This window comes from Streptomyces zingiberis (assembly GCF_012034935.1).
GTDB classification, from domain to species: Bacteria; Actinomycetota; Actinomycetes; order Streptomycetales; family Streptomycetaceae; genus Streptomyces; species Streptomyces zingiberis.
In genome coordinates this window covers 1-21,497 of the sequence record NZ_JAATEN010000012.1, presented here as the reverse complement: position 1 = coordinate 21,497, position 21,497 = coordinate 1, and the positions used below count along the sequence as shown (strand labels likewise).

General features: G+C 75.0%; 20 protein-coding genes. 13 read left to right on the top strand and 7 right to left on the bottom strand.

What is annotated here, in order from left to right; all coding sequences use genetic code 11:
* The first annotated feature begins 281 nt into the window (after positions 1-281).
* The 5 genes from HCK00_RS16450 (at position 282) to HCK00_RS16435 (ending at position 3,900) form a co-directional block, all read left to right on the top strand.
* A complete protein-coding gene (locus tag HCK00_RS16450; protein ID WP_168102720.1) occupies positions 282-674 on the top strand; it encodes a hypothetical protein in 393 nt (130 codons plus the stop codon).
* A gap of 219 nt (positions 675-893) precedes the next feature.
* Positions 894-2,414, top strand: a complete 1,521-nt coding sequence (locus HCK00_RS16445) for a CynX/NimT family MFS transporter (RefSeq protein WP_168102719.1) — start codon at positions 894-896, stop codon at positions 2,412-2,414.
* Between the two features lie 178 nt (positions 2,415-2,592).
* Positions 2,593-2,709 (top strand): SGM_5486 family transporter-associated protein, encoded by a 117-nt coding sequence (locus HCK00_RS28205; protein WP_277348248.1) that lies wholly within the window; start codon positions 2,593-2,595, stop codon positions 2,707-2,709.
* A 276-nt stretch (positions 2,710-2,985) separates the two neighbouring features.
* Entirely contained in the window at positions 2,986-3,201 is a 216-nt protein-coding gene (locus HCK00_RS16440) for a hypothetical protein (protein ID WP_168102718.1), read from the top strand.
* Positions 3,202-3,327: 126 nt separating this feature from the next.
* Complete coding sequence (locus HCK00_RS16435) at positions 3,328-3,900, top strand: SixA phosphatase family protein (RefSeq protein ID WP_168102717.1); 573 nt, start codon at positions 3,328-3,330, stop codon at positions 3,898-3,900.
* 170 nt (positions 3,901-4,070) lie between these two features.
* Here the strand turns inward: HCK00_RS16435 and serB are convergent, their stop codons facing one another.
* Both serB and HCK00_RS16425 read right to left on the bottom strand, forming a co-directional pair.
* Entirely contained in the window at positions 4,071-5,315 is a 1,245-nt protein-coding gene (gene serB, locus HCK00_RS16430; RefSeq protein ID WP_168102716.1) for a phosphoserine phosphatase SerB, read from the bottom strand.
* Between the two features lie 292 nt (positions 5,316-5,607).
* Positions 5,608-7,077, bottom strand: coding sequence for a streptophobe family protein (locus tag HCK00_RS16425; protein WP_168102715.1), 1,470 nt, complete (start codon positions 7,075-7,077; stop codon positions 5,608-5,610).
* 337 nt (positions 7,078-7,414) lie between these two features.
* On the opposite strand from HCK00_RS16425, the gene HCK00_RS16420 reads away from it, so the two are divergent.
* Complete coding sequence (locus HCK00_RS16420; RefSeq protein WP_168102714.1) at positions 7,415-10,003, top strand: FHA domain-containing protein; 2,589 nt, start codon at positions 7,415-7,417, stop codon at positions 10,001-10,003.
* Positions 10,004-10,237: 234 nt separating this feature from the next.
* On the opposite strand, the gene HCK00_RS16415 is transcribed toward HCK00_RS16420, so the two are convergent.
* Positions 10,238-11,017 (bottom strand): transglycosylase SLT domain-containing protein, encoded by a 780-nt coding sequence (locus HCK00_RS16415; RefSeq protein WP_168102713.1) that lies wholly within the window; start codon positions 11,015-11,017, stop codon positions 10,238-10,240.
* Between the two features lie 811 nt (positions 11,018-11,828).
* Between HCK00_RS16415 and HCK00_RS16410 the strand changes: the two genes are divergently transcribed.
* Together HCK00_RS16410 and HCK00_RS16405 are read left to right on the top strand one after the other, a co-directional pair.
* Positions 11,829-13,001, top strand: a complete 1,173-nt coding sequence (locus HCK00_RS16410) for a GAF domain-containing sensor histidine kinase (RefSeq protein ID WP_168102712.1) — start codon at positions 11,829-11,831, stop codon at positions 12,999-13,001.
* On the top strand, positions 12,991-13,653 hold the full coding sequence (locus tag HCK00_RS16405; protein WP_168102711.1) for a response regulator: 663 nt from the start codon (positions 12,991-12,993) through the stop codon (positions 13,651-13,653). The genes HCK00_RS16410 and HCK00_RS16405 overlap by 11 nt, the downstream gene beginning before the upstream one ends.
* Positions 13,654-13,689: 36 nt before the next feature.
* Here the strand turns inward: HCK00_RS16405 and HCK00_RS16400 are convergent, their stop codons facing one another.
* Positions 13,690-14,484: an Rv1486c family protein gene (locus HCK00_RS16400; RefSeq protein WP_168102710.1), complete on the bottom strand. Its 795-nt coding sequence runs from the start codon at positions 14,482-14,484 to the stop codon at positions 13,690-13,692.
* A 108-nt stretch (positions 14,485-14,592) separates the two neighbouring features.
* Between HCK00_RS16400 and HCK00_RS16395 the strand changes: the two genes are divergently transcribed.
* From HCK00_RS16395 to HCK00_RS16380, 4 genes are all read left to right on the top strand, one after another.
* Positions 14,593-15,384: an ABC transporter ATP-binding protein gene (locus tag HCK00_RS16395; protein ID WP_168102709.1), complete on the top strand. Its 792-nt coding sequence runs from the start codon at positions 14,593-14,595 to the stop codon at positions 15,382-15,384.
* A 144-nt stretch (positions 15,385-15,528) separates the two neighbouring features.
* Positions 15,529-15,963: an NfeD family protein gene (locus HCK00_RS16390; RefSeq protein ID WP_168102708.1), complete on the top strand. Its 435-nt coding sequence runs from the start codon at positions 15,529-15,531 to the stop codon at positions 15,961-15,963.
* A 177-nt stretch (positions 15,964-16,140) separates the two neighbouring features.
* The gene (locus HCK00_RS16385) at positions 16,141-17,103 is read left to right on the top strand and encodes an SPFH domain-containing protein (RefSeq protein WP_168102707.1); all 963 of its coding nucleotides are present in this window, start codon (positions 16,141-16,143) and stop codon (positions 17,101-17,103) included.
* A gap of 71 nt (positions 17,104-17,174) precedes the next feature.
* Positions 17,175-17,948, top strand: coding sequence for a sulfite exporter TauE/SafE family protein (locus HCK00_RS16380; protein WP_168102706.1), 774 nt, complete (start codon positions 17,175-17,177; stop codon positions 17,946-17,948).
* 103 nt (positions 17,949-18,051) lie between these two features.
* Here HCK00_RS16380 and HCK00_RS16375 read toward each other — a convergent pair whose 3' ends face one another.
* The 3 genes from HCK00_RS16375 to HCK00_RS16365 form a co-directional block, all read right to left on the bottom strand.
* Complete coding sequence (locus tag HCK00_RS16375) at positions 18,052-18,561, bottom strand: HNH endonuclease (RefSeq protein WP_168102705.1); 510 nt, start codon at positions 18,559-18,561, stop codon at positions 18,052-18,054.
* Between the two features lie 270 nt (positions 18,562-18,831).
* Positions 18,832-19,371, bottom strand: a complete 540-nt coding sequence (locus tag HCK00_RS16370; protein ID WP_168102704.1) for a YbhB/YbcL family Raf kinase inhibitor-like protein — start codon at positions 19,369-19,371, stop codon at positions 18,832-18,834.
* Between the two features lie 229 nt (positions 19,372-19,600).
* Positions 19,601-20,383, bottom strand: a complete 783-nt coding sequence (locus tag HCK00_RS16365; RefSeq protein ID WP_168102703.1) for a sporulation protein — start codon at positions 20,381-20,383, stop codon at positions 19,601-19,603.
* Between the two features lie 196 nt (positions 20,384-20,579).
* Between HCK00_RS16365 and HCK00_RS16360 the strand changes: the two genes are divergently transcribed.
* Positions 20,580-21,281: a DNA-3-methyladenine glycosylase gene (locus HCK00_RS16360; RefSeq protein ID WP_168102702.1), complete on the top strand. Its 702-nt coding sequence runs from the start codon at positions 20,580-20,582 to the stop codon at positions 21,279-21,281.
* Positions 21,282-21,497: the final 216 nt, after the last annotated feature.

Sequence of the window (21,497 nt, the reverse complement as noted above, 5' to 3'; positions counted from 1 at the left end):
GTTCCGCCGGGCCGGATCTGCCGGGCCGGATCCGCAGGGCCGCGGAGCACTCCGGGGGCCTGGGTGTCCGCCCGCCCCGTGCGGTCCGTGCCTTCTGAACGCCCCGGCCCCGGCCCCGCCTCGCGCGGGTGCCGGGGCCGTCGCGCGTTCGGCGTACCCCGCCGGGCGGCTCCCCGCCACGGGCGCGCACGCTGGAGTGCGCGCCCGTGGCGGGTGGTGGTGGCACGGCGGGGACGGCCCGGCCGGGGCCCGGCCCCGCGTGGTGCGCGGAGGAGGTCGCCATGGGTGCCGCCCTGCGGAGAGCGCGCCGCCGTCCCCTGGCCGGGCTGCTGATCGCGGTGGCGGTGCTGTCCTCCCCGGCGGCCGCGGCCGCCCCCGTGGTGGGGCGGGCCCCGGCCGGAGGCACCGCTGCCCCGGGCCCGTCGGGGGCGGGGCGGCCGGGTCACCGGGCCGTGTGCGGTCTGGAGGTCGCCGGCTCCGAGGTCACCGTCCGCTGCCACAACCCGTTCCCGGTCACCGACCGGGTGCGGCTGCACGTCGAGTGCGAGCGCTGGTGGGACCTGGACGTGGACACCGCCCCGGTCGAGACGGGGCCCGCGCGGGCGACGCGGCTGTCGGCGCGCTGCTGGAAGGAGCCGGGGCGCGCCTGGGTGACGCATGAGGTCTCGCGGTGACGCAGGCCCGATGACGGCGTGATGACGGCGTGACGACGGAGGCGCGGCGCCGGGCGGACGGCCGCGCGGACCCGGAAGGGGGCGATCCCGGTCACGCCCGGTGCCACCCCGGCCCGTGCGGTCCCGTCCGCCGCCGTCCCGTGCCGTGCGCCGGTGGGACCGGACGGCGGGGGAGCCACCGGCCGAAGTCCACTCCGGGGCGATCCTATGCTGGACGTCATGCCAGATGACGCACCCCGCTGCCCCACCGCGCACCCACCCGCCCCGGGCCCTTCCGGGCCACCCACGGGCGCGCGGGCGGAGAGCCCGCCGGCGGAGGGCGCGTCCGGCGCGGGCGGACCGGCGGACTCCGCCGCCGGCGGGTCCGGCCCGGACGGCCCGGCGGCCCCGGGCGGGGAGCCGGCCCCGCCCGCGGCCCCGTCCTCCCGGCGCGGGTGGTCCCCCTGGCGGACCAGGCTGCTGGTCGTCGGCATCGCGCTGGCCGCGCTGAACCTGCGCCCCGCGATCACCAGCCTCGGCCCGCTGCTCCAGGAGGTCCGCGACGGGCTGGGGATGAGCGGGACCGCCGCCGGGCTCCTGACCTCCCTGCCCTCGCTCTGCTTCGCCCTCGTCGGCGCCGCCGCCCCGCGGCTGGCCCGGCGTGGAGGGCCGGCGCCGGTGCTGCTGGCGGGGATGTCCGCCATCGCGGCCGGTCTGCTGGTGCGCTCCCTGGCCGGGACCACGGCCGCCTTCCTCGCGGCCAGCGCGCTGGCCCTGGCGGGCATCGCCCTGAGCAACGTGCTCATGCCGGTGGCCGTCAAGCGCTGGTTCCCCGGCCGGGTGGGCACCATGACCGGCCTCTACTCGATGACCCTGGCCCTCGGCACCTCCGTGGCCGCCGCCTCCGCGGTGCCCGTCACGCAGGCCCTCGGTGCCGACTGGCGCGCCGGGCTGGCGGTCTGGGCGATCCCGGCGATGGTGGCCGGGCTGGTCTGGCTGCCCCTGGTGGTCACGGGGAGCCGCGCGGCCCGGGGCGGCGGCGGCACCGGGCCCCGCGCGGAGGCGGCCGGGCCGCCGGAGCCCGCCCCGCGGACGTCCCCCGGCCCGTCCTCCGCGGAGAGCGGCCGGGAGCCGGACGCGCCGGGGCGGATCACCCGGTCCCGCACGGCCTGGGCGCTCGGCTGTTTCTTCGGGCTCCAGGCCACGGCCGCCTACGTCACGATGGGCTGGATGCCGCAGATCTTCCGTGACGCGGGGCTTCCGGCGTCCACGGCCGGGGTACTGCTCGCCGTCACCATGGGGCTCGGCGTGCCGCTGTCCTTCCTGCTGCCGAGGGTCGCCGCGGGGATGCGCCACCAGAGCGGCATCGCCGTCGTCCTGGGCGTCTGCGGACTGGGCGGCTACGCCGGGCTGTACGCCGCCCCCGCCGCCGGGGCGTGGTTCTGGGCGCTGCTGCTCGGCATCTCCAACTGCGCGTTCCCCCTGGTGCTGACGTTGATCGGAATGCGCGCCCGCACCGGCGCGGGCGTCGTCCGGCTGTCGGCGTTCGCGCAGAGCACCGGCTATCTGATCTCCATCCCGGGGCCGCTGCTGATCGGTCTCCTCCACCAGTACAGCGGCGGCTGGGGCGCGCCGCTGGCGCTGATGGCCGGGCTGATGGTGCCGCAGATCCTGCTCGGCGCGCGGGCGGGCCGCGACCGCCATGTCGAGGACGAGACGGGCGGCGGCTCCGGCGCGGCCCGGACCCCCGTGGGCGGCTGACCTCCGCGCGAGGGGGACGGCGCACGGCGCGGACGCCGGGCGGAGCGGGACCCGGGCGACGGGCCCGGGTCCGGGTGAGCGCCCGGGTGCGGGGGGCGCCGGGTGGCCGAGGTGGTGAGGGACGGAGCACGGGGAGGCCGGGAGACGGGCCGCCCGGGCCGGGTGCGAGACTGGTGACATGCCAGTTCTCGACCCCCACCCCCGCAACGGCCAGAAGAAGCTGCTCGGCGTGTTCGGCGCGATGCTCGCCATCGGCGTGGTCATCTCCGTGATCGCCACGATCCTCGCCCCCTGAGACCGGCCCCGGCAGCGGCCCACCGGCCGCTCCCCGGCCCGGCCGGTGCCTCCGGTGCCGGCGGTTCCGGCCGCCGGGCTGCCCGTGCGGGCGGCCGGCGGGGTGGGGCAGGCCCCACCACCCCTAGGGGGCCGGGCTCAGGGTCCGCTGGGTGGATCACCGGATGGGAACCCGGCGCCGGGTTCCGTAGGTTCGACGTACACCGCGCACCAGCGGTGGGCGCGGCCGTGGCAGGCGGCCGCGCCGTCGTCACGAACCCGCACGGAGGCGGTTCCCATGTCGGCCGGTACGCGTTCGCGTCCCCTCCCGGCGGCCCGCGCCGCGCAGTCCCGGCTGCCGTGGTGGGCGATCCTCCTCCCGGTGCTCGCCTTCGCCCTCCTGCTGACGCTGATCATCGGGGCGCGGGACGCCCACGCCGCCGCCGGTGTCCACCCGGGTGCCGTAGAGGTGCTGCGCCTGCTGCGGGACGCCCTGTTCCGGCCCCGCGGCTGACCCGGAGGCGCGTCCGACGGCTGCCGTCGGCGGACGCCGGTGGCCACCGGCGGACGCCCGGGGAGGACCGTCCCTTCCCCCAACACCCCGGGGCCGTACAGCGGTTTTCATGCGAAGCTGGGTGCCATGAGCGTCGCTGAACCTTCCCCGGAGACCGGGTCCACGACCCCTGAGCCCTCGCAGGGAACCCCGGATTCCCGCAGGATCGTGCTCGTCCGGCACGCCAAGGCCGACTGGCCCGAAGTGGCCGACCAGGAACGCCCGCTGGCCGAACGCGGGCGCAAGGAGGCCCCCGCCGCCGGACGCTGGATCGCCGGCTCCGGCATCGGACCCGATCTGACCCTCTGCTCCACCGCCGTCCGTACCCGCGAGACCTGGAAGCTGATCGTCCACGAACTGCCCCACCGGCCGAAGACCGTCTACGAGGACCGGCTCTACGAGGCCACCCTCGGCGATCTGCTCGTCCTCCTCCGGGAGACGCCTCAGGACGTACGGGACCTGCTGCTCGTCGGCCACAACCCGGGGGTGCACGCCCTGGCCGACGCCCTGGCCGGATCCGCCGAGGGCGACACCCTGGCCCGCATGAGGCGCGGCGGCTACCCCACCGGTGCGGTGTCCGTCGTCGAGTTCACCGGCGCCTGGAAGTCCGTCGAGCACGGTGTGGGCCGGCTCGTCCATTACTGGACGCCGCACGACTGACCCCGCGGGCGGGAGCCCCCGGCGATGCCAGGACCGCCCAGCGCCCCGCCCCGCCCCGTCACCACGTCGCCCCACCGGCCCGTCCCCACTTCTGCCCGGGGGCGGGCCGGTCCGCGTACGGACGGCCGGTGGCCCCTCAGCGGGGGCGGAAAAGGAGCGGCGAACCGGTCTCACCCGGCGTGCGTGTCCGCCGCCTCGACCTCGTCCCGGGTCACTCCCAGCAGGTACAGCACGGTGTCCAGGAACGGCACGTTGACCGCCGTGTGGGCCGCCTCGCGCACCACCGGCTTGGCGTTGAAGGCCACCCCGAGACCGGCGGCGTTCAGCATGTCCAGGTCGTTGGCGCCGTCCCCGATCGCCACCGTCTGCGCCAGCGGGACGCCGGCCTCCTCGGCGAAGCGCCGCAGCAGCCGCGCCTTGCCCGCCCGGTCGACGATCTCACCGGTCACCCGGCCGGTCAGCTTCCCGTCGACGACCTCCAGGGTGTTCGCCGAGGCGAAGTCCAGCCCCAGCCGCTCCCGCAGGTCCTCCGTCACCTGCGTGAAGCCGCCGGAGACGACGCCGACCTGGAACCCGAGGCGCTTCAGGGTGCGGATCAGCGTCCGCGCGCCGGGGGTGAGCCGCACCTCGGCGCGCACCTTGTCCACCACCGACGCGTCCAGCCCCGCGAGCAGCGCCACCCGGGCGTGCAGCGACTGCTCGAAGTCCAGCTCGCCGCGCATCGCCGCGGCCGTCACCTCCGCCACCTGCTCCTCGCAGCCCGCGTGGGCCGCGAACAGTTCGATGACCTCGTCCTGGATCAGGGTGGAGTCCACGTCCATCACCACCAGCCGCTGCGCCCGGCGGTGCAGCCCCGCCGCGACCACGGCGATGTCCACGCCCAGGACGGGCGCCTGGGTGGCCAGCGCGGTCCGCAGCAGCTCCGTCCCCGCTCCCGAGACGGCGAACTCCACGGCGGTGACCGGGTACTTCGCCAGCCGGAAGATGCGGTCGATGTTCCCGCCGGTGCGGGTGATGGCGGACGCTATGGCCGCGGTGGCCGCGGCCGTCAGCGGGTGGCCCAGCACGGTGACGACAGAGCGCCCCAGCCCACGGGGCCGGTTGTCGCCCCGGCCGGAGAGGATCTCCGCCTGGAGGTTCAGCGACTCGGCCCAGGTGTGCACGGTGGCGCGCAGCCCGCCCTCCTCGCTCCCGTTCCGCCCGGTCTGCGCCGGGGCGGTGACCAGGGCACACAGTGTGATCCGGCCCCGGGTGACCACCTGTTCGATGTCCACCACATCGAGGGAGTAAGCGGCCAGGGTGTCGAACAGCCCGGCGGTGATGCCCGGGCGGTCCTTCCCGAAGATCTTGATGAGGAGGGTGGGTGCGTCGTCGCCCGGGACGGCGGTGGCAGGCAGGGTCTGCGAAGCGCTCATGGTGGTTCCACGGTATCGGCAGGGGGCGGCGGCGCGCGCGGGCGTCCCGCTCTGCGGAACGGGGCCCGGCGCCGGCGCGGTGACCCGCGAGGCGCCGGCGTCAGGGCAGCCGGGCGCGGGCCGGGTGCGGGCCGGGTGCGGCGGGGGTGCGCGGGGGTGCGCGGGGGTGCGCGGGGGTGCGGCGCCACCGGCGGACACGCCCCCGCTCCGGGGCCGGCCCGGCCCCGCCCGGCGCACCCCGTCGTGTGGCGGACCTTCGGCGCGCCGTCCGGGCCGGTTCCGGCCCGCGCCGTCACCCGTGGCCGCTCGGTGGCCCCCCGTCCCGCGGTCCGGGCGGCGGGGCGGGTGCCCGGCGTCCCGCGGCTCCCGCCGCGACGGCCACCAGTGCCCCCGCACAGCCCCCCGCGGCGCCCCAGGCGAGCCCCAGCAGCAGGGCGAGCCCTCCGTCGGCGACCAGGCCGAGGGACGCCCCGAAGGCGTCGAAACCGAACACCGACAGCCGTGCCCCGGCGGAGACCTCGGTGACCGCCGCCAGCAGCGCCAGCGCCAGGCCGGTGGCCACGGAGAGCGGCACGGCGCAGCGCACGGTGAACGCGCCGGTGCCGCCGGAGGCCGGACGGGGCGTGCGTACCGCGGTGAGGACCCCCGCCACCAGCACGGCCAGCACCGCCGCGGCCGGCAGCAGCCACAGCCGGCCGTCCCGCGCGGCGAGGTCGCCGAGGGTCACCGTCTGCGCCGCCGGGGTGAACACCTGGTCGAGCGGAGCGGGCAGCAGCCCTCCCAGCGGCCCCTCCGACCAGCCCCACCAGGGGACGAACAAGCCGAACAGCAGACCCGCCCACGCCCCGTTCGGCGCCCCGAGCAGGGCCCCGCCCAGCACCCGCGCCGGATGCGGGTCCCCGGCCGCGTGCCACACCGCGGTCGCCAGCGCCGCGACCACCGCGAGCAGCACCACGGTGACCAGCGCCGAGACCGCCGGCCGCACCACCGTGTCCAGGGCCTCCCAGCCGCGCGGCAGGGGGGTGCGGCGGGAGGCCAGCAGCGCGATCAGCAGCACCCCCGCCGCCCAGACCGCGCCGCCCGCCAGGGAGGCGCCGGTGTCCACCCGGAAGCCCACCGAGGCGCGGGCACGCACCAGGTCGGCGAGTTGGCCGGCGAGGCCGCCGCCGAGATCGCCGAGCCCGTCCGGCAGCAGCCGGGCGATGTCCTCGGGCAGCCCGGAGCCGGTGGTGTCCCCGGCGAGCCGGCCGAGGCCGAGCTCCGCGCCGTCGAAGGTCACGGTCGACTGCCCGGCCCAGCCGAGTCCCGCCACCACGAGGAGGAACAGGGCGAGCACGCACCCCGACCGGACGGCCAGTTCGGCAGGGCGCGGGGGAGCGTCCGCCCGGCGCAGCGAGCGCAGGAAGACCCAGGCGAGCGGCAGCGCGCCGGCGAGCGCGACCCCCAGGGGCATGAGATCCACCGCGGCGCGTGCCTCCGCGCCCTCCAGCCCGAAGATCCCCACGTTCCCGGCCGGGACGACGCGGCCGCCCACCGCGACCACCACGGCCGCCGCGGACATCGGCCCGAGGGAGCCCACCGCGTCGGCGTCCAGCAGCCGCAGGGCCAGCGCCGCCGTCCCGGTCATCGCGGCGAACGACCAGCCCACGGCGGCGACGGCGGTCAGCGTGGCGTCCGTCCAGGTCCGCCGCCCCAGCCGTGGGCGGCCGGGGTCTCCCGGCGTCCGGTCTCCTCGCCGGTCCGGCTTTCTCGGCACAGGCATGGGCGACCTCGCGGACAGGCGGCGGGCGGACGGTGAACCACGGACGGTGAACCACGGACGGCGAACCACGGACGGTGAACCGCGGACGCAGAACGGCGGACGGTGGAGGACGGCGCGGGAGCGCGGCGTTTCCCCGGGATTCTTCACGATTGAGGGGTGATGGCCCGTGTTCGGGAGACTCCGGCGTGTTCCGGGGGGAGAGCCGCGCACCGGTATGTCCGGCTAAGCCCTCCCGGCTTGGGAGCCGGGAAGAGTGCCTGCCATAGTTCCCCCGGATGTCCGTCATCCGTGCGCCCCCCGCCGTGGGGGTGGCCGGGGGAACACAGTGGGGCGTGGAGTGCGGGAACTCGTACTGGAATGGAACGAACGGACCTGGACGCTGGAGCCGTCCCGGGCCTACGCCGTCGGGCGTGACCCGCGGGGTGACGTGGTCCTGGACGATCCCCGGGTCTCCTGGCGCCACGCGACGATCCGCTGGGACGGCGCCGGCTGGGTGGCCGAGGACCACGGCTCCACCAACGGCACGTACACCGGCGGGGTGCGGACCGAGCGGGCGGCGCTCGGCGCGGGCACCACGCTTCATCTGGGCAGCGCCACCGACGGCCCGGTGCTCGCCTTCTCCGCGGCCCCTGCCGCCGCGCCCGCCCCCTCCGCCGGGCCCCCGGCCGCGCACCAGGCCCCGGCTCCGCAGGCTCCCGCCCCGCCGCAGGGCGGCCATCCCGCACACCCGGGCCATCACGCCCCACAGCAGTACCACGCGCCCGCGCACCACGCCCCGCCCCATCAGGCGCTCCAGCCGCACGCCGCGCAGTTCCCGGCGCCGGGCCACTCCTACCCGGGAGCGGCCGCCCCCGCTGCGGAGATCCCCCACCAGGGCGGCCCGCACGGGCAGCCGCCCGCCGCCCCCGGCACCGCCCAGCACGGCGGTCAGCAGCCGACCGGGCTCCACCCGCTGGCCCTCGGCCGCGTGCTGCGCATCGGCCGCGCGCTCGAGAACGACCTGGTCGTCTCCGACCTGCAGGTCTCCCGTCACCACGCCGAGTTCCGCTCCACGCCCGACGGGCAGTTCGAGATCGTCGACCTCGGCAGCCACAACGGCACCTATGTCAACGGCCAGCCCGTCGGCCGGCAGATCCTCGGCGCCGGGGACGTCGTCGGCGTCGGCCACTCCACCTTCCGGCTGGTCGGCGACCGCCTGGAGGAGTTCGTCGACACCGGCGAGGTCTCCTTCTCCGCCCGGCACCTCACGGTCACGGTCGACGGTGGCAAGGAGATCCTCAAGGACGTCTCCTTCGGCGTCCCGGAGAAGTCGCTGATCGCCGTGATCGGCCCCTCCGGCTCCGGCAAGTCCACCCTGCTGCGCGCGCTGACGGGCTACCGTCCGGCCGACCGGGGGCAGGTCCTCTACGACCACCGTGACCTCTACACCGAGTTCGCCGAACTGCGCCAGCGCATCGGTCTCGTCCCACAGGACGACATCCTCCACAAGGAACTGACCGTCCGCACCGCCCTGCGGTACGCCGCCAAGCTCCGTTTCCCCGGTGACACCGCCGCCGCCGAACGTGAGGCGCGCATCGACGAGGTGCTGGGCGAGCTGAAGCTCGACATCCACAAGGACAAGAAGGTCACCTCGCTCTCCGGCGGCCAGCGCAAGCGGGTCTCCGTCGCGCTGGAGCTGCTGACCAAGCCGTCGCTGATCTTCCTGGACGAACCGACCTCCGGCCTCGACCCGGGTATGGACCGGGACGTCATGCAGCTGCTGCGCGGTCTCGCCGACGACGGCCGCACCGTCCTCGTCGTCACGCACTCGGTGGCCGAGCTCGCGCTCTGCGACAAGCTGCTGGTGCTGGCGCCGGGCGGCTCCGTGGCGTACTTCGGCCCACCGGACGAGGCGCTGAACTTCTTCGGCTACTCCAGCTGGGCCGATGTCTTCTCCGCCTTCGAGAACTACCGGGACCACGACTGGTCGGGCCGCTGGCAGGGGTCCCAGCACTACCAGCTGTACGCGGCGGAGCTGGACGCCACCGCGGCGCAGCCGGCATCGGCGCGGCCGCGGCAGCTCCGGCCGCCCGCCCAGCAGAGCTGGGGTTCCCAGCTGTGGACGCTGATCCGCCGCTATGCCTCGGTGATCGCCTCCGACAAGGGCTTCATGGGGCTGCTGGTCGTGCTGCCCGTGGTCCTGGGGGTGGTCTCCGTGCTGATCCCGGCCGACCATGGACTGGCGTACGGCCCCGAGCAGGGGAATCCGCCGTTCTCCAACCGGGACGGCGCGATCGTCCTGCTGATCCTCGCCGTCGGCGCCTGTTTCACCGGCGCGGCCAACTCCGTACGGGAACTGATCAAGGAACGGGTCATCTACGAACGGGAACGGGCCACGGGCCTCTCCCGGTCCGCCTACCTGATGTCCAAGGTGATCGTGCTGGGGGTCATCACCGCGTTCCAGGGCGCCCTCATCAGCGCCATCGGCCTGGTCCCCCGGGACCTGCCGGAGGAGGGCGTGATCCTGCGGAGCCTGCCCGGCGTGGAGCTGGCTCTGCCGATCATGGCCCTGGGCTTCACCTCGATGATGGTCGGCCTGATCATCTCCGCCCTGGTGCGGACCGCCGAGAAGACCATGCCGCTGCTGGTGATGTCCGCCATCGTCCAGCTCGTCTTCACCGGCTGCCTCTTCCAGCTCAACGGCAAGGTCGGAGCGGAGCAGCTGGCCTGGCTCGTCCCCTCCCGCTGGGGGGTCTCGGCGGCCGGCTCCACCGCGGACCTGAACTGGCTGCTGCCCTGGGAGCCGGGAACCCCGGACCCGCTGTGGGAGCACGACGCCGCCACCTGGCTGCTCGACATGGGCGTGCTGCTGGGCATCGGCCTGGTCTGCTGCGTGCTGGTGGCGCGCCTGCTGCGCCGGCACGAACCGGAGGTCATGCGCCGGTGACGCACCGCCCGCGCCGGTCCACCGGGCCCGGCTGTGGGGCCCCGGCCGGCGGACGGCACAGGACACCGGACGGCTGAGGCCGGGCGACGACGAGGCGGCGGCACCCCCGGGTGGGGGTGCCGCCGCCCTTCGTCCGCGGTCAGCCGGTCGGTGTGGGTGCTCCGGTCCGGTCCGTTCCGGCCGGCACCGTCAGCGCCATCAGCGCCATCAGCGCCATCAGCGCCGTCAGCGCCATCAGTACGCCGAGTCGACGTTGTCCATGGAGCCGTACTTGTCGGCGGCGTAGTTACAGGCCGCGACGATGTTGGCCACCGGGTCGTACAGGTCCTTCTTGGTGCCCGCGACGTGGTAGGCGTCGAAGGTGGGCTGGATCACCTGCAGCAGACCCTTGGACGGGATGCCGTTCTTGGCGTTGATGTCCCAGTTGTTGATCGCGTTCGGGTTACCACTGGACTCCCGCATGATGTTGCGGTGGATGCCCTCGTAGCTACCGGGTATGCCGTTCTTCTTCATGATGGACATGGCCTCGCGGATCCACCCGTCCAGGTTGTTCGGGTAGGTCTTCGGGGCCGGCGTGGCGGCCTTCGCGTCGGCCTTGGGGGCCTCCGCCTTCGGGGCCGGGCGGTCCGTGGAGCGGTTGGCCGCCTGCTCGCCGGCGCGCGAGGCGTCGGCCTTGGCCTTGGCGGTCCCGGCCGCGGGGGCCTTGGCCGGCTGGTCCTTGCCCGTGGTGGGGCCGACGGCCTTCAGGAGGTCCACCGTGCCACCGGAGGTACCCGGGGCCTTCACCGTCGAGTACAGGGCGTCGCTCTGCTTGCCGTCCTGGCCGGCGGTGGCCGGGGCGCTGTACGCGGCCGGCAGGGACCGGGCGGCCGCGGCCTTGTCGGCACCGGACGCCGGGGCGGGAGCGGCGGCGAAGGCCACGGAGGCCAGGCTCACCGCGGCCAGACCGGCCGCCGAGATCTTGTGGGGCTTGCCGAGCAGGGTGCTGGTGGCGGAGAAAGTGGGGACGCGCATGAGTGAGGATTCCAATCGCTCAGCCGCGTGTAGCGGGTCGGAGGCGGCGATGCGGACGGCCTCTCAGGGGTGAGGCCGCGCGGGGCCCTCTCAGGGAGGAGAGCCACCCACCGCTCCGGCGGAGTGCACCGCTGTCGATCCGCGGTGCCTTGCGACAGAACCATTCTTAGCGACGCAAATCGGGCATGGCAAAGGTGTGACCTACTACCCGATGTCGTGGCAAAAGGCGCAGGTGGATGTGGTCCTCCGGGTCCCCGCGCACAAGGCTCCCGGTCGCGCAACTCCTAGGCGCCTTCGTATGTGACCGGCGTCTCGTGCGCCTCTTCACAACGAGCCCCTCCCGGCGCCACCGCGGGTGTGCCGGCGGCGACCGTCCGTGAACGGAAATCCCCGCCGCGGCACGGCGGTCGCGGGGCCCCCGGCCGGTTCCCGGCGGGCCTCCAGCGGCGTCCCCGTAAGCCGCCCTGCCGGCCGTTGCGCCCTTCGGCCTCCCTGTGAGCCGGGCCCCGGCTCCGCGGGACCGCCGGCGGCGCCGTAACGCCGTCACGGGCCCCTCCCGGCCCCGCCGGCGCCCCACCCCGGCCGGCCTCCGTCCGCACCGGGCCGCGGGGACGGCAAGGGCCGCATGGACGGCAGGGACCGGAAGGGACCTGCGGGGACCGGCGGGGACCGGCAGGGCCGGACCGCCCACGTGCTCGCCCCGCCGCCGGAACCGGCCGGGCCGGGGCAGGAAGACCTAGGCCCCCGGCCCCAGGGCCGGACCGCCCCGCGGCGGATTACGGCCGCCGCCCGGGCCGGTTACCGTGAGGCCATGACCACCGGCTCCGCCCCGCGCTCGGGACTCGCCGCGGTGAGCGCGGCCCTGCTCGCCATGAACCGCCACCTGGAGGTGCGCGACGTCCTGAAGACGATCGTCTCCTCGGCGCGCGAGCTGCTGGACGCGGAGTACGCCGCCCTCGGCGTTCCCGACGACCACGGGGGGTTCGCCCAGTTCGTCGTGGACGGGGTCAGCGACGAGCAGTGGAAGGCCATCGGCCCGCTGCCCCGCCGGCACGGCATCCTCGCCGCGATGCTGGACGACGCCACCCCGCAGCGGCTCGCCGATGTGCGCGCCGACCCCCGGTTCGGCGGCTGGCCCGACGCCCACCCCGAGATGGCCGACTTCCTCGGCCTTCCGGTGGCCGACGGTGACGAGGTGCTCGGCGCGATCTTCCTGGCCAACAAGCGCTGCCCCGGCCCCCGCGTCCCGGGCCCGGCCTGCGGTTTCACCGCCGAGGACGAGGAGCTGCTCGCCCTCCTCGCCCAGCACGCGGCCATCGCCCTCACCAACGCCCGCCTCTACGAGCGCAGCCGTGAGCTGACCATCGCCGGCGAGCGCACCCGCCTCGCCCACGAACTGCACGACGCCGTCTCGCAGAAACTGTTCTCCCTGCGGCTCACCGCCCAGGCCGCCGCGACGCTCGTCCACCGCGACCCCGAGCGTGCCCGGGACGAGATCCAGCAGGTCGCCGCGCTCGCCGCGGAGGCCGCCGACGAGCTGCGCGCCGTCGTCGTGGAACTGAGGCCCGCGGCCCTCGACGAGGACGGCCTGGTCGCGACGCTCCGCACGCACGCCCAGGTCCTGGACCGCGCCCACACCGCCCGTGTGGCCTTCCGCTCCACCGGGGTGCGCGCGCTGCCCGCCGCGCAGGAGGAGGCCGTGCTCCGGGTCGCGCAGGAGGCGCTGCACAACGCTCTGCGCCACGCCGGCCCGGGCCGGGTGGACGTCAGCCTCGACCGGCACGGCCCGCAGGGCCAGGGCGCCCTGCTGCGCGTCGCCGACGACGGGCGCGGCTTCGACCCCACCGCCGTCCACCGTGCCGGACGCCATCTGGGCCTGGTCTCCATGCGGGACCGCGCGGGCGGCGTCGGCGGCAGCCTCACCGTGGAGTCCGCGCCCGGCAAGGGCACCGTGATCGAGATGGAGGTCCCCGGTGGCTGCTGACCCGCTCGCCGGCCGCGCGGTGAGAGTGCTGCTCGTCGACGACCACCAGGTCGTCCGGCGCGGGCTGCGCACCTTCCTGGAGATCCAGGAGGACATCGAGGTCGTCGGCGAGGCGGCCGACGGCGACGAGGGGGTGAGCCGCACGGAGGAGCTCCGCCCCGACGTCGTCCTCATGGACGTGCGGATGCCCGGCACCGACGGCATCGAGGCGCTGCGCCGCCTCCGCGAGCTGGAGAACCCCGCCCGGGTCCTGGTCGTCACCAGCTTCACCGAGCGGCGCACCGTCGTGCCCGCCCTGCGCGCCGGCGCCGCGGGCTACGTCTACAAGGACGTCGACCCCGAGGCGCTGGCCTGTGCCATCCGGTCCGTGCACGCGGGCCACACCGTGCTCCAGCCCGAGGTGGCCCAGGTCCTCCTCACCCAGGAGGACGACCGGGTGGGCGAGGGCCGCGGCGGCATCCTCACCGAGCGGGAACGGGAGGTGCTGGGCCTGCTCGCCGACGGCCGCTCCAACCGGGAGATCGCCCGCGCGCTCGTCCTCTCCGAGAAGACGGTCAAGACCCATGTCTCCAACATCCTGATGAAGCTCGACGTCTCCGACCGCACCCAGGCCGCGCTCTGGGCCGTCCGGCACGGCGTGTCGACGGCCTGACCGGAACGGCCCCGCCCCGTCGCACCCGCCGGCCGGTCAGCCGCGCCCGCCCTCCTCCACCCACGCGTTGTACGCCGCGACCTGCGCCCGCCGGGCGGTCCGCGCCACCGGACGCAGCGCCTCGTCCCGCACCGCCATCTGCGAGGCGCTCACCGCCGAACCGTGCTCGCCGCCACCGCCGGGCCCCCGGGCGATCGCCACCAGCGCCGCCACCCGCGCCGCCAGCTCCAGGACCCGCGCCGCCCGCGGCGGATACCCCGGCGCCAGCACGTCCCGGTCCCGCTCCGCCCGTGCCCGGTACGCCTCCAGCGCCTCCCGCGCCGCCGGGCCGGCACCGGCGACGTCCAGCCGGGAGAGCAGCTCCGTGGCCTCGCGCAGCGCCTCGGCCAGCTCCCGCTCCGCCTCGCCCAGCGAGGGCACGTCCGCCGGCGGCGCCTCCCGCACCGGCAGACAGTGCCACACCACCGTGACGTGCACGTCGCCCGCCGGGCCCGCCGCGTGGACCTCCGGCACCAGGCCCAGCCCCGCCCCGGGCACCAGCACGGCCTCCTCCGCGGCCAGCGCCCGCGCGTTGAACTCCGGCGGGCCGCTCAGCCCCAGGGGGTGACCGGGCACGGGCAGCGCCACCCGGAACCCCGTGCCGCCCAGCGCCCGCAGCCTGCCCAGCGCCAGGGAGAGCCCCACCTCCCCGGCCTCGCCGGGCAGCCCGGACACCCGGTGCCGCGCGTCCTCCCCGGTGATCCGCTGTACGGCGTCGTCCGGCGGCGCCAATCCGGCAAGAACGGCATTTCCCCAGGCGGCCAGCCGCCCCGACCGCGGTTCACTGTCCATGGGACCAGCCTAAGGACGGACACCGACACCGCGTGGCGTAGGTTTGCCGGAGAGCGGCCGCGCCCACCGGCGCGGACATCACGACACGGCAAGGGGAGACGCGTGCCGATGAGCGAGGTACTGGAGCTGCTGGACGTATCGGTGGTCCGTGACGGGCGGCCTCTGGTGGACCAGGTCTCCTGGTCGGTCACCGAGGGCGAGCGCTGGGTGATCCTCGGCCCGAACGGCGCGGGCAAGACCACCCTCCTGAACATCGCCTCCAGCTACCTCTTCCCGACCACCGGCACCGTCCAGATCCTCGGCGAGAAACTCGGCGGCGTCGACGTCTTCGAGCTCCGCCCCCGCATCGGCATCGCGGGCATCGCCCTCGCCGACAAGCTCCCGCCCGGCCAGACCGTGCTGCGGACGGTGCTCACCGCCGCGTACGGCATGACCGCCCACTGGCAGGAGAGCTACGAGGCGGTGGACGAGGAGCGCGCCCGCGCCTTCCTCGACCGCCTCGGCATGACCGAGTACCTCGACCGCAGATTCGGCACCCTCTCCGAGGGCGAGCGCAAGCGCACCCTGATCGCCCGCGCCATGATGACCGACCCGGAACTGCTGCTGCTGGACGAGCCGGCCGCGGGGCTGGACCTGGGCGGCCGCGAGGACCTCGTCCGCCGCCTCGGCCGCCTGGCCCGCGACCCGTACGCCCCCTCCATGATCATGGTCACCCACCACGTCGAGGAGATCGCCCCGGGCTTCACACACGTCCTGATGATCCGCCAGGGGAAGGTGCTCGCGGCCGGCCCCATCGAGCAGGAACTCACCTCCCGCAACCTCTCCCGCTGCTTCGGGCTCCCCCTCGTGGTCGAGCGCCAGGGCGACCGCTGGACGGCGCAGGGGCTGCCGCTGACGTGAGGCGGCAGCCACCGGACGCGCCGTCCGGCGGGGCCCGGCGGACGGACGGCGGCCGCGGGCGCCGGGCGGATCCGGCCGCGCGCGGAGCGCAGTTGACACCTCGTCACCTCTGACCTGTTCCCCCGCCGCGCCGCCGCGCCTACCATGGGGGGCGTGGAACCGTGGGTGTGGTGGCTGATCGCCGCCGTAGGGTTGGGCATTCCGCTGGTCATGACGGCGATGCCCGAGTTCGGCATGTTCTCCGTCGGGGCCGTCGCCGCGGCCGTCACCCAGGCCTTCTTCGGGGGCGGGGTCGTGGCGCAGGTGCTGGTCTTCACCGTCGTCTCGGTGGCGCTGATCGCGGTGGTGCGTCCCCTCGCCGCCCGCAGCAGAGCGCAGAATCCCCGGCTGGCCTCGGGAGTCGAGGCGCTGACGGGCCGTCAGGCGCTCGTGCTGGAGCGCGTCGACAGCCAGGGCGGCCGCATCAAGCTCGCGGGCGAGGTCTGGTCCGCGCGCTCCTTCGACGCCGACCAGGTCTATGAGAAGGGCCGGCAGGTGGACGTCGTGGAGATCGACGGCGCGACAGCCGTCGTGATCTGACGGCGCCGGACGGCCGGCGCGCCGCCGGCCGGGCCCGCCGCCCGGCGCGGGCCGGAGGCACCGGCGCATCCCGGCGCACGGGGACAACTCCCGGCGCGTGTCGTCCAACGTCCCCCGGGACAGCCTGTTCTCTGACAGACTGATGATCAAGCCACAGAAGGAGTACGGGGAGCGTCCATGGAACCGATCATCATCGTCCTGATCATCCTGGTGGTGCTCGTCTTCATCGCCCTGATGAAGACGGTGCAGGTCATCCCGCAGGCCAGCGCCGCCATCGTGGAGCGCTTCGGCCGCTACACCCGGACTCTCAACGCGGGCCTCAACATCGTCGTTCCGTTCATCGACTCCATCCGGAACCGGATCGACCTGCGGGAACAGGTCGTCCCGTTCCCGCCGCAGCCGGTGATCACCCAGGACAACCTGGTCGTCAACATCGACACCGTCATCTACTACCAGGTGACCGACGCCCGGGCCGCCACCTACGAGGTCGCCAGCTACATCCAGGCGATCGAGCAGCTCACCGTCACCACGCTGCGCAACATCATCGGCGGCATGGACCTGGAGCGGACCCTCACCTCCCGTGAGGAGATCAACGCGGCGCTGCGCGGCGTGCTCGACGAGGCCACCGGCAAGTGGGGCATCCGCGTCAACCGCGTCGAGCTCAAGGCCATCGAGCCGCCCACCTCCATCCAGGACTCGATGGAGAAGCAGATGCGCGCCGACCGGGACAAGCGCGCCGCGATCCTCCAGGCCGAAGGTGTCCGCCAGTCCGAGATCCTGCGCGCGGAGGGCGAGAAGCAGTCCGCCATCCTTCGCGCCGAGGGTGAGTCGAAGGCCGCGGCCCTCAAGGCCGAGGGCGAGGCACAGGCCATCCGTACGGTCTTCGAGTCCATCCACGCCGGCGACGCCGACCAGAAGCTCCTCTCCTACCAGTACCTCCAGATGCTGCCGAAGATCGCCGAGGGCGACGCCAACAAGCTCTGGATCGTGCCCAGCGAGATCGGCGAGGCGCTCAAGGGCCTCGGCGGCGCGCTCGGCAACTTCGGAGGCGCCCCCGCCGCCCCGGCGGTCGGCAACGGCACCCCCCAGGAGAGCGTGGCCCCGCCCGCGCCCCGCCGCGAGCAGCCCCCGCTCGACTGAGCGCGCGACCCCTCCGGCATGATGCGGTGTGACCCGGCACCGGATCATGGAGAGGCACGGAGAGGCGCGGCGTGGAAATCTGGGAAGTCATCGCGGTGTTCGCCGCGGGCGTCGGAGCCGGCGCCATCAACACCGTCGTCGGCTCCGGCACCCTCCTCACCTTCCCCGTGCTCCTCGCCATCGGGCTGCCCCCGCTCACCGCCAACGTCTCCAACAACCTGGGTCTCGTCCCCGGCTCGATCAGCGGCGCCATCGGCTACCGCCGGGAACTCGCGGGGCAGTGGCCGCTCACCCTCCGGCTGGCCGCGGGCGCGCTCATCGGCGGCCTCACCGGTGCCCTGCTGCTGCTGACCCTGCCCTCCCGGGCCTTCGACGCGATCGTGCCCGTCCTCGTCGCGGTGGCCCTGATCCTGGTGATCCTGCAACCCCGGCTCAGCCGGGCGGTCCGGGAGCGCCGGGCGCGGAACGGCGTCGACCCCGGCGGGCGCCGCCACGGCGGCCCCGTCCTCTTCACCGGCGTCCTGCTGGCCAGCATGTACGGCGGCTACTTCGGCGCCGCCCAGGGCGTCATCTACCTCTCCCTGATGGGGCTCCTGCTCAACGAGGACCTCCAGCGGATCAACGCGGTGAAGAACGCCCTGGCGGTGGTCGTGAACGGCGTCGCCGCCCTCGTCTTCGTCTTCGCCGCGGAACTCGACTGGTTCGTCGTGGGGCTCATCGCGGTGGGCTCCGCGCTCGGCGGTCAGATCGGCGCCAGGGTCGGCCGCCGTCTTTCCCCGGCCGTGCTGCGGGGCGTGATCGTCGCCGTGGGAACGGCCGCCATCGTCATGCTGGTGCTCCGCTGAGCCGTTTCCGGCACCGCCCCGCGCGCGGCGCCCGGCCCACGGGCTCACCGCAAGGGCCCCGGCGCGGGTGGAATCACCGCGCCGGGGGCCGCCGGCCGGGCGATCAGGCCGGGAGCGGAAGCCACTCGGGCAGCACCGGCCCGTCGCCGTTCCGCCCGTGGACGGCGAGCAGCAGAGCGTCCGCCGGGGTCGGCTCGAACGGCCGGGTCAGCAGCCGCATCCCCGCCTGCTCGGGGGTCCGGTCCGCCTTGCGGTGGTTGTCCTCGGCGCAGGCCGCGACCGTGTTCAGCCAGGTGTCCCCGCCACCCCGGGAGCGCGGCACCACATGGTCCACGGTCGTCGCCCGGCGCCCGCAGTAGGCACACCGGTGCCGGTCCCGGACCAGCACCGCGCGCCGGGACCACGGAGCCCGTTGCCGGAACGGCACCCGCACGTACCGGCGGAGCCGCACCACGTGCGGCACCGGGAGTTCCACCGCGGCGGCCCGCACCCGCAGACCGGGATGGGCCTGCTCGACGACGGCCTTGTCCTGCAGCACCAGCACCACAGCGCGCCGCAGCGACACCGTCGACAGTGGTTCGAAGCTCGCGTTGAGCACCAGCGTCTCGCGCATCCCGCCCACCTCCGGTCCGTCCCCCGCCCGCGCGGCGGCCCGGATCCACTCTGGCCGGGCGCACCCCTCGCGACAAGGCAATTTCCCGTGAGCGTCCGGAGAACTTCCGCGCCCGGCCGCCGGGGGCCGTGGAGGAACGTCCGTGACACCGGCGCCTCCCCGGCCCGGGGCCCCGCGCCCGGACCCCTGCCTCCGGCGCGTCCGGAACGCGCACCGCCCCGCCCACCGCGAGGTGGACGGGGCGGACACGGACTCGGGGTCCCGGCGGGATCAGCTCCCGGCAGGAGCGGTGTACTCGCCGACGAGGTGCGCCCTCGCGAGCGTGTGGAACCGCAGATGGAAGCCCACGACGGCCGGGGTCGCCTCCGCGTCCGGCCCCAGCTTCCCGGTGTCGACGGCGTACACCGTGAAGACGTAGCGGTGCGCCGGGTCCCCGGGCGGCGGCGCCGCACCGCCGAACTCCCGCTTCCCGTAGTCGTTCCGCACGTGGACGGCGCCTTCCGGGAGCCCTTCGAAGGCCCCGCCGCCCGCGCCCCGCGGCAGCTCCGTGACCGTCACCGGGATGTCGAACAGCGACCAGTGCCAGAAGCCGCTCCCGGTCGGCGCGTCCGGGTCGAAGCAGGTCACCGCGAAGCTCTCGGTCTCCGGCGGGAAACCGGACCACCGCAGCTGCGGCGACACGCTGCCACCCTCCAGCGTCTGGGGGCCGCCCAGTACGGCCCCCGGTGCCAGGTCCTCGCTCACCACGGAGAACGACGGCACGGGCGGCAGGAAGTCGTGGGGGAGCGGCGGCCTCTTGGGGTCGGTCACGTCGGAACCTCCGGATCGATGATCACGTCCGGTCCGAGCCTAGTACCCCCGGCAGAGGGCATTTCCGCGCCGGGGACGGCGGTCCGCGCCCCGCCTCCCGCGCCCGCCGGCCGGAAGCCCCGTACCGCGCACCGCGGCGCACCGGGATACGGGGGGGGAGGGGCTCCGGCCGGCGCGGCGCAGGGCGTACGCGGGCGCGGCGAGGTGGCCGGCACCGCCGCCGGGGCGCCTAGAACCAGTTCCGCTTTCCGCCGACCTCGGCCAGCCAGGCGTTGAGATATCCCGCCCAGTCCGTTTCGTGGAAGGTGTCGAGCCCGACGGTGAACGCCCGGTAGGAGTCGCTGCCCTCGGTGAAGAGCCCCGGCCGCTTGTCCATCTCCAGGATCACGTCCATCTCGGAGCCGTCCGCGACGAACGTGAGTTCCACCTGGTTCAGGCCCCGGTACTGCTGCGGGGCGAAGAACTCGATCTCCTGGTAGAACGGCAGCCGCTGCCGCGTGCCGCGGATGTGCCCGCGCTCCAGGTCGGCGCTCTTGAACCGGAAGCCGAGGGTGCCGAAGGCGTCCAGGATCACCTGCTGCGCCGGCAGGGGGTGGACGTTGACCGGGTCGAGGTCCCCGGAGTCCACCGCCCGCGCGATCGCCAGCTCCGTCCGCACCCCCACGTTCATCCCCGTCAGGTGGTGCCCCAGGAACATCGTCACCGGCGTCTCCCACGGGACCTCCAGCGCGAACGGCACCGCGTGCACCGCGCCGGGCTGCACCTCGAAGGCCCCGCCGAGGCGCTGCGTGTGGAACTCCATGTCCTGCTTGTACTCGTGGTCGCCGCTCTCCACCTCGACCCGCGCCTGAAGCCCCACGGAGAGCCCTTCGATCTGCTGGGCCACGGCACCACCCTGGATCCGCACCTCGCCCTGGACCACCCCGCCCGGTACGACGTTCTCCTCCGTCAGCACCGTCTCCACCGACGCCCCGCCCGCTCCCAGGCTCGCCAGCAGCTTCTTGAAGGCCATGTCTTCCCTCCCTGGCCGGATCCCGCTCCGCGGACCGGCATGGACCGTTGCTCCCTACATACGCGGAACGGCGCACGGCCGGTTCCCGGACCCGCCCCGTCCCGGACCGTGGCCCCACCGGGCCGGAGTCCGCGCCCATGCTCCCCTACGGCACCCGCCCCGATGCCACCACCCGGGTGCGTTACCCTCGGCCGACATGCCCGACCATCCCCGGGGCGAGGTCCCCGAGCCGCCCGGATCCCCCGGCCGTGCGCCGCTGCCCCGCGACTTCTTCGACCGCCCCGTCCTGGACGTCGCCCCCGACCTGCTCGGACGCGTGCTGGTACGCAATACCCCGCAGGGCCGGATCGAACTCCGGCTGACGGAGGTCGAGGCCTACGACGGCGAGTCCGACCCGGGCTCGCACGCCTACCGGGGGCGCACGGAGCGCAACGCCTCGATGTTCGGCCCCCCGGGACACGCGTACGTCTACTTCATCTACGGCATGTGGTTCAGTCTCAACCTGGTCTGCGGTCCCGCGGGCCGGGCCGCTGGGGTGCTGCTGCGCGCGGGGGAGGTCCTGACCGGGGCGGATCAGGTGCGCGGGCGCCGCGCCACCGCGCGCAAGGACACCGAGCTGGCCCAGGGCCCGGCCCGGCTGGCCACCGCCCTGGACATGGACCGGTCCCTCGACGGCAGCGATGTCTGCGCAGGCCCGGACGCGCCGCTCTCCGTACTGGCGGGGGAGCCGCCCCCGCTGGAGCGGGTGCACAACGGCCCGCGGACCGGCGTCGGCGGAGACGGTGCCGCCCACCCCTGGCGCTTCTGGATCGGCGGCGATCCCACCGTGAGCCGCTACCGCGCCCATGTCCCCCGCGACCGGGGCTCCCGTCGCGCGGGAACCACGGGGGGCGCTTGACTTGGTCCGCGCCACCGTCTAACGTGGCCCGAGCCGCTTGAGCCGGGTGATGACCGGAGGGCACGGCGCACAGCCGAACCCCCAGGACCCCGTCGGCGGCACCACCACAACGACGAACGAGCCCCTGGCGGGGTTACACCGTCGTGTGCCGGGAAGACGCGGAAGAGGCAATTAGGAGCTTCCGCGGCCATCGGTTAACGTGGTGGCCGCGCCGGA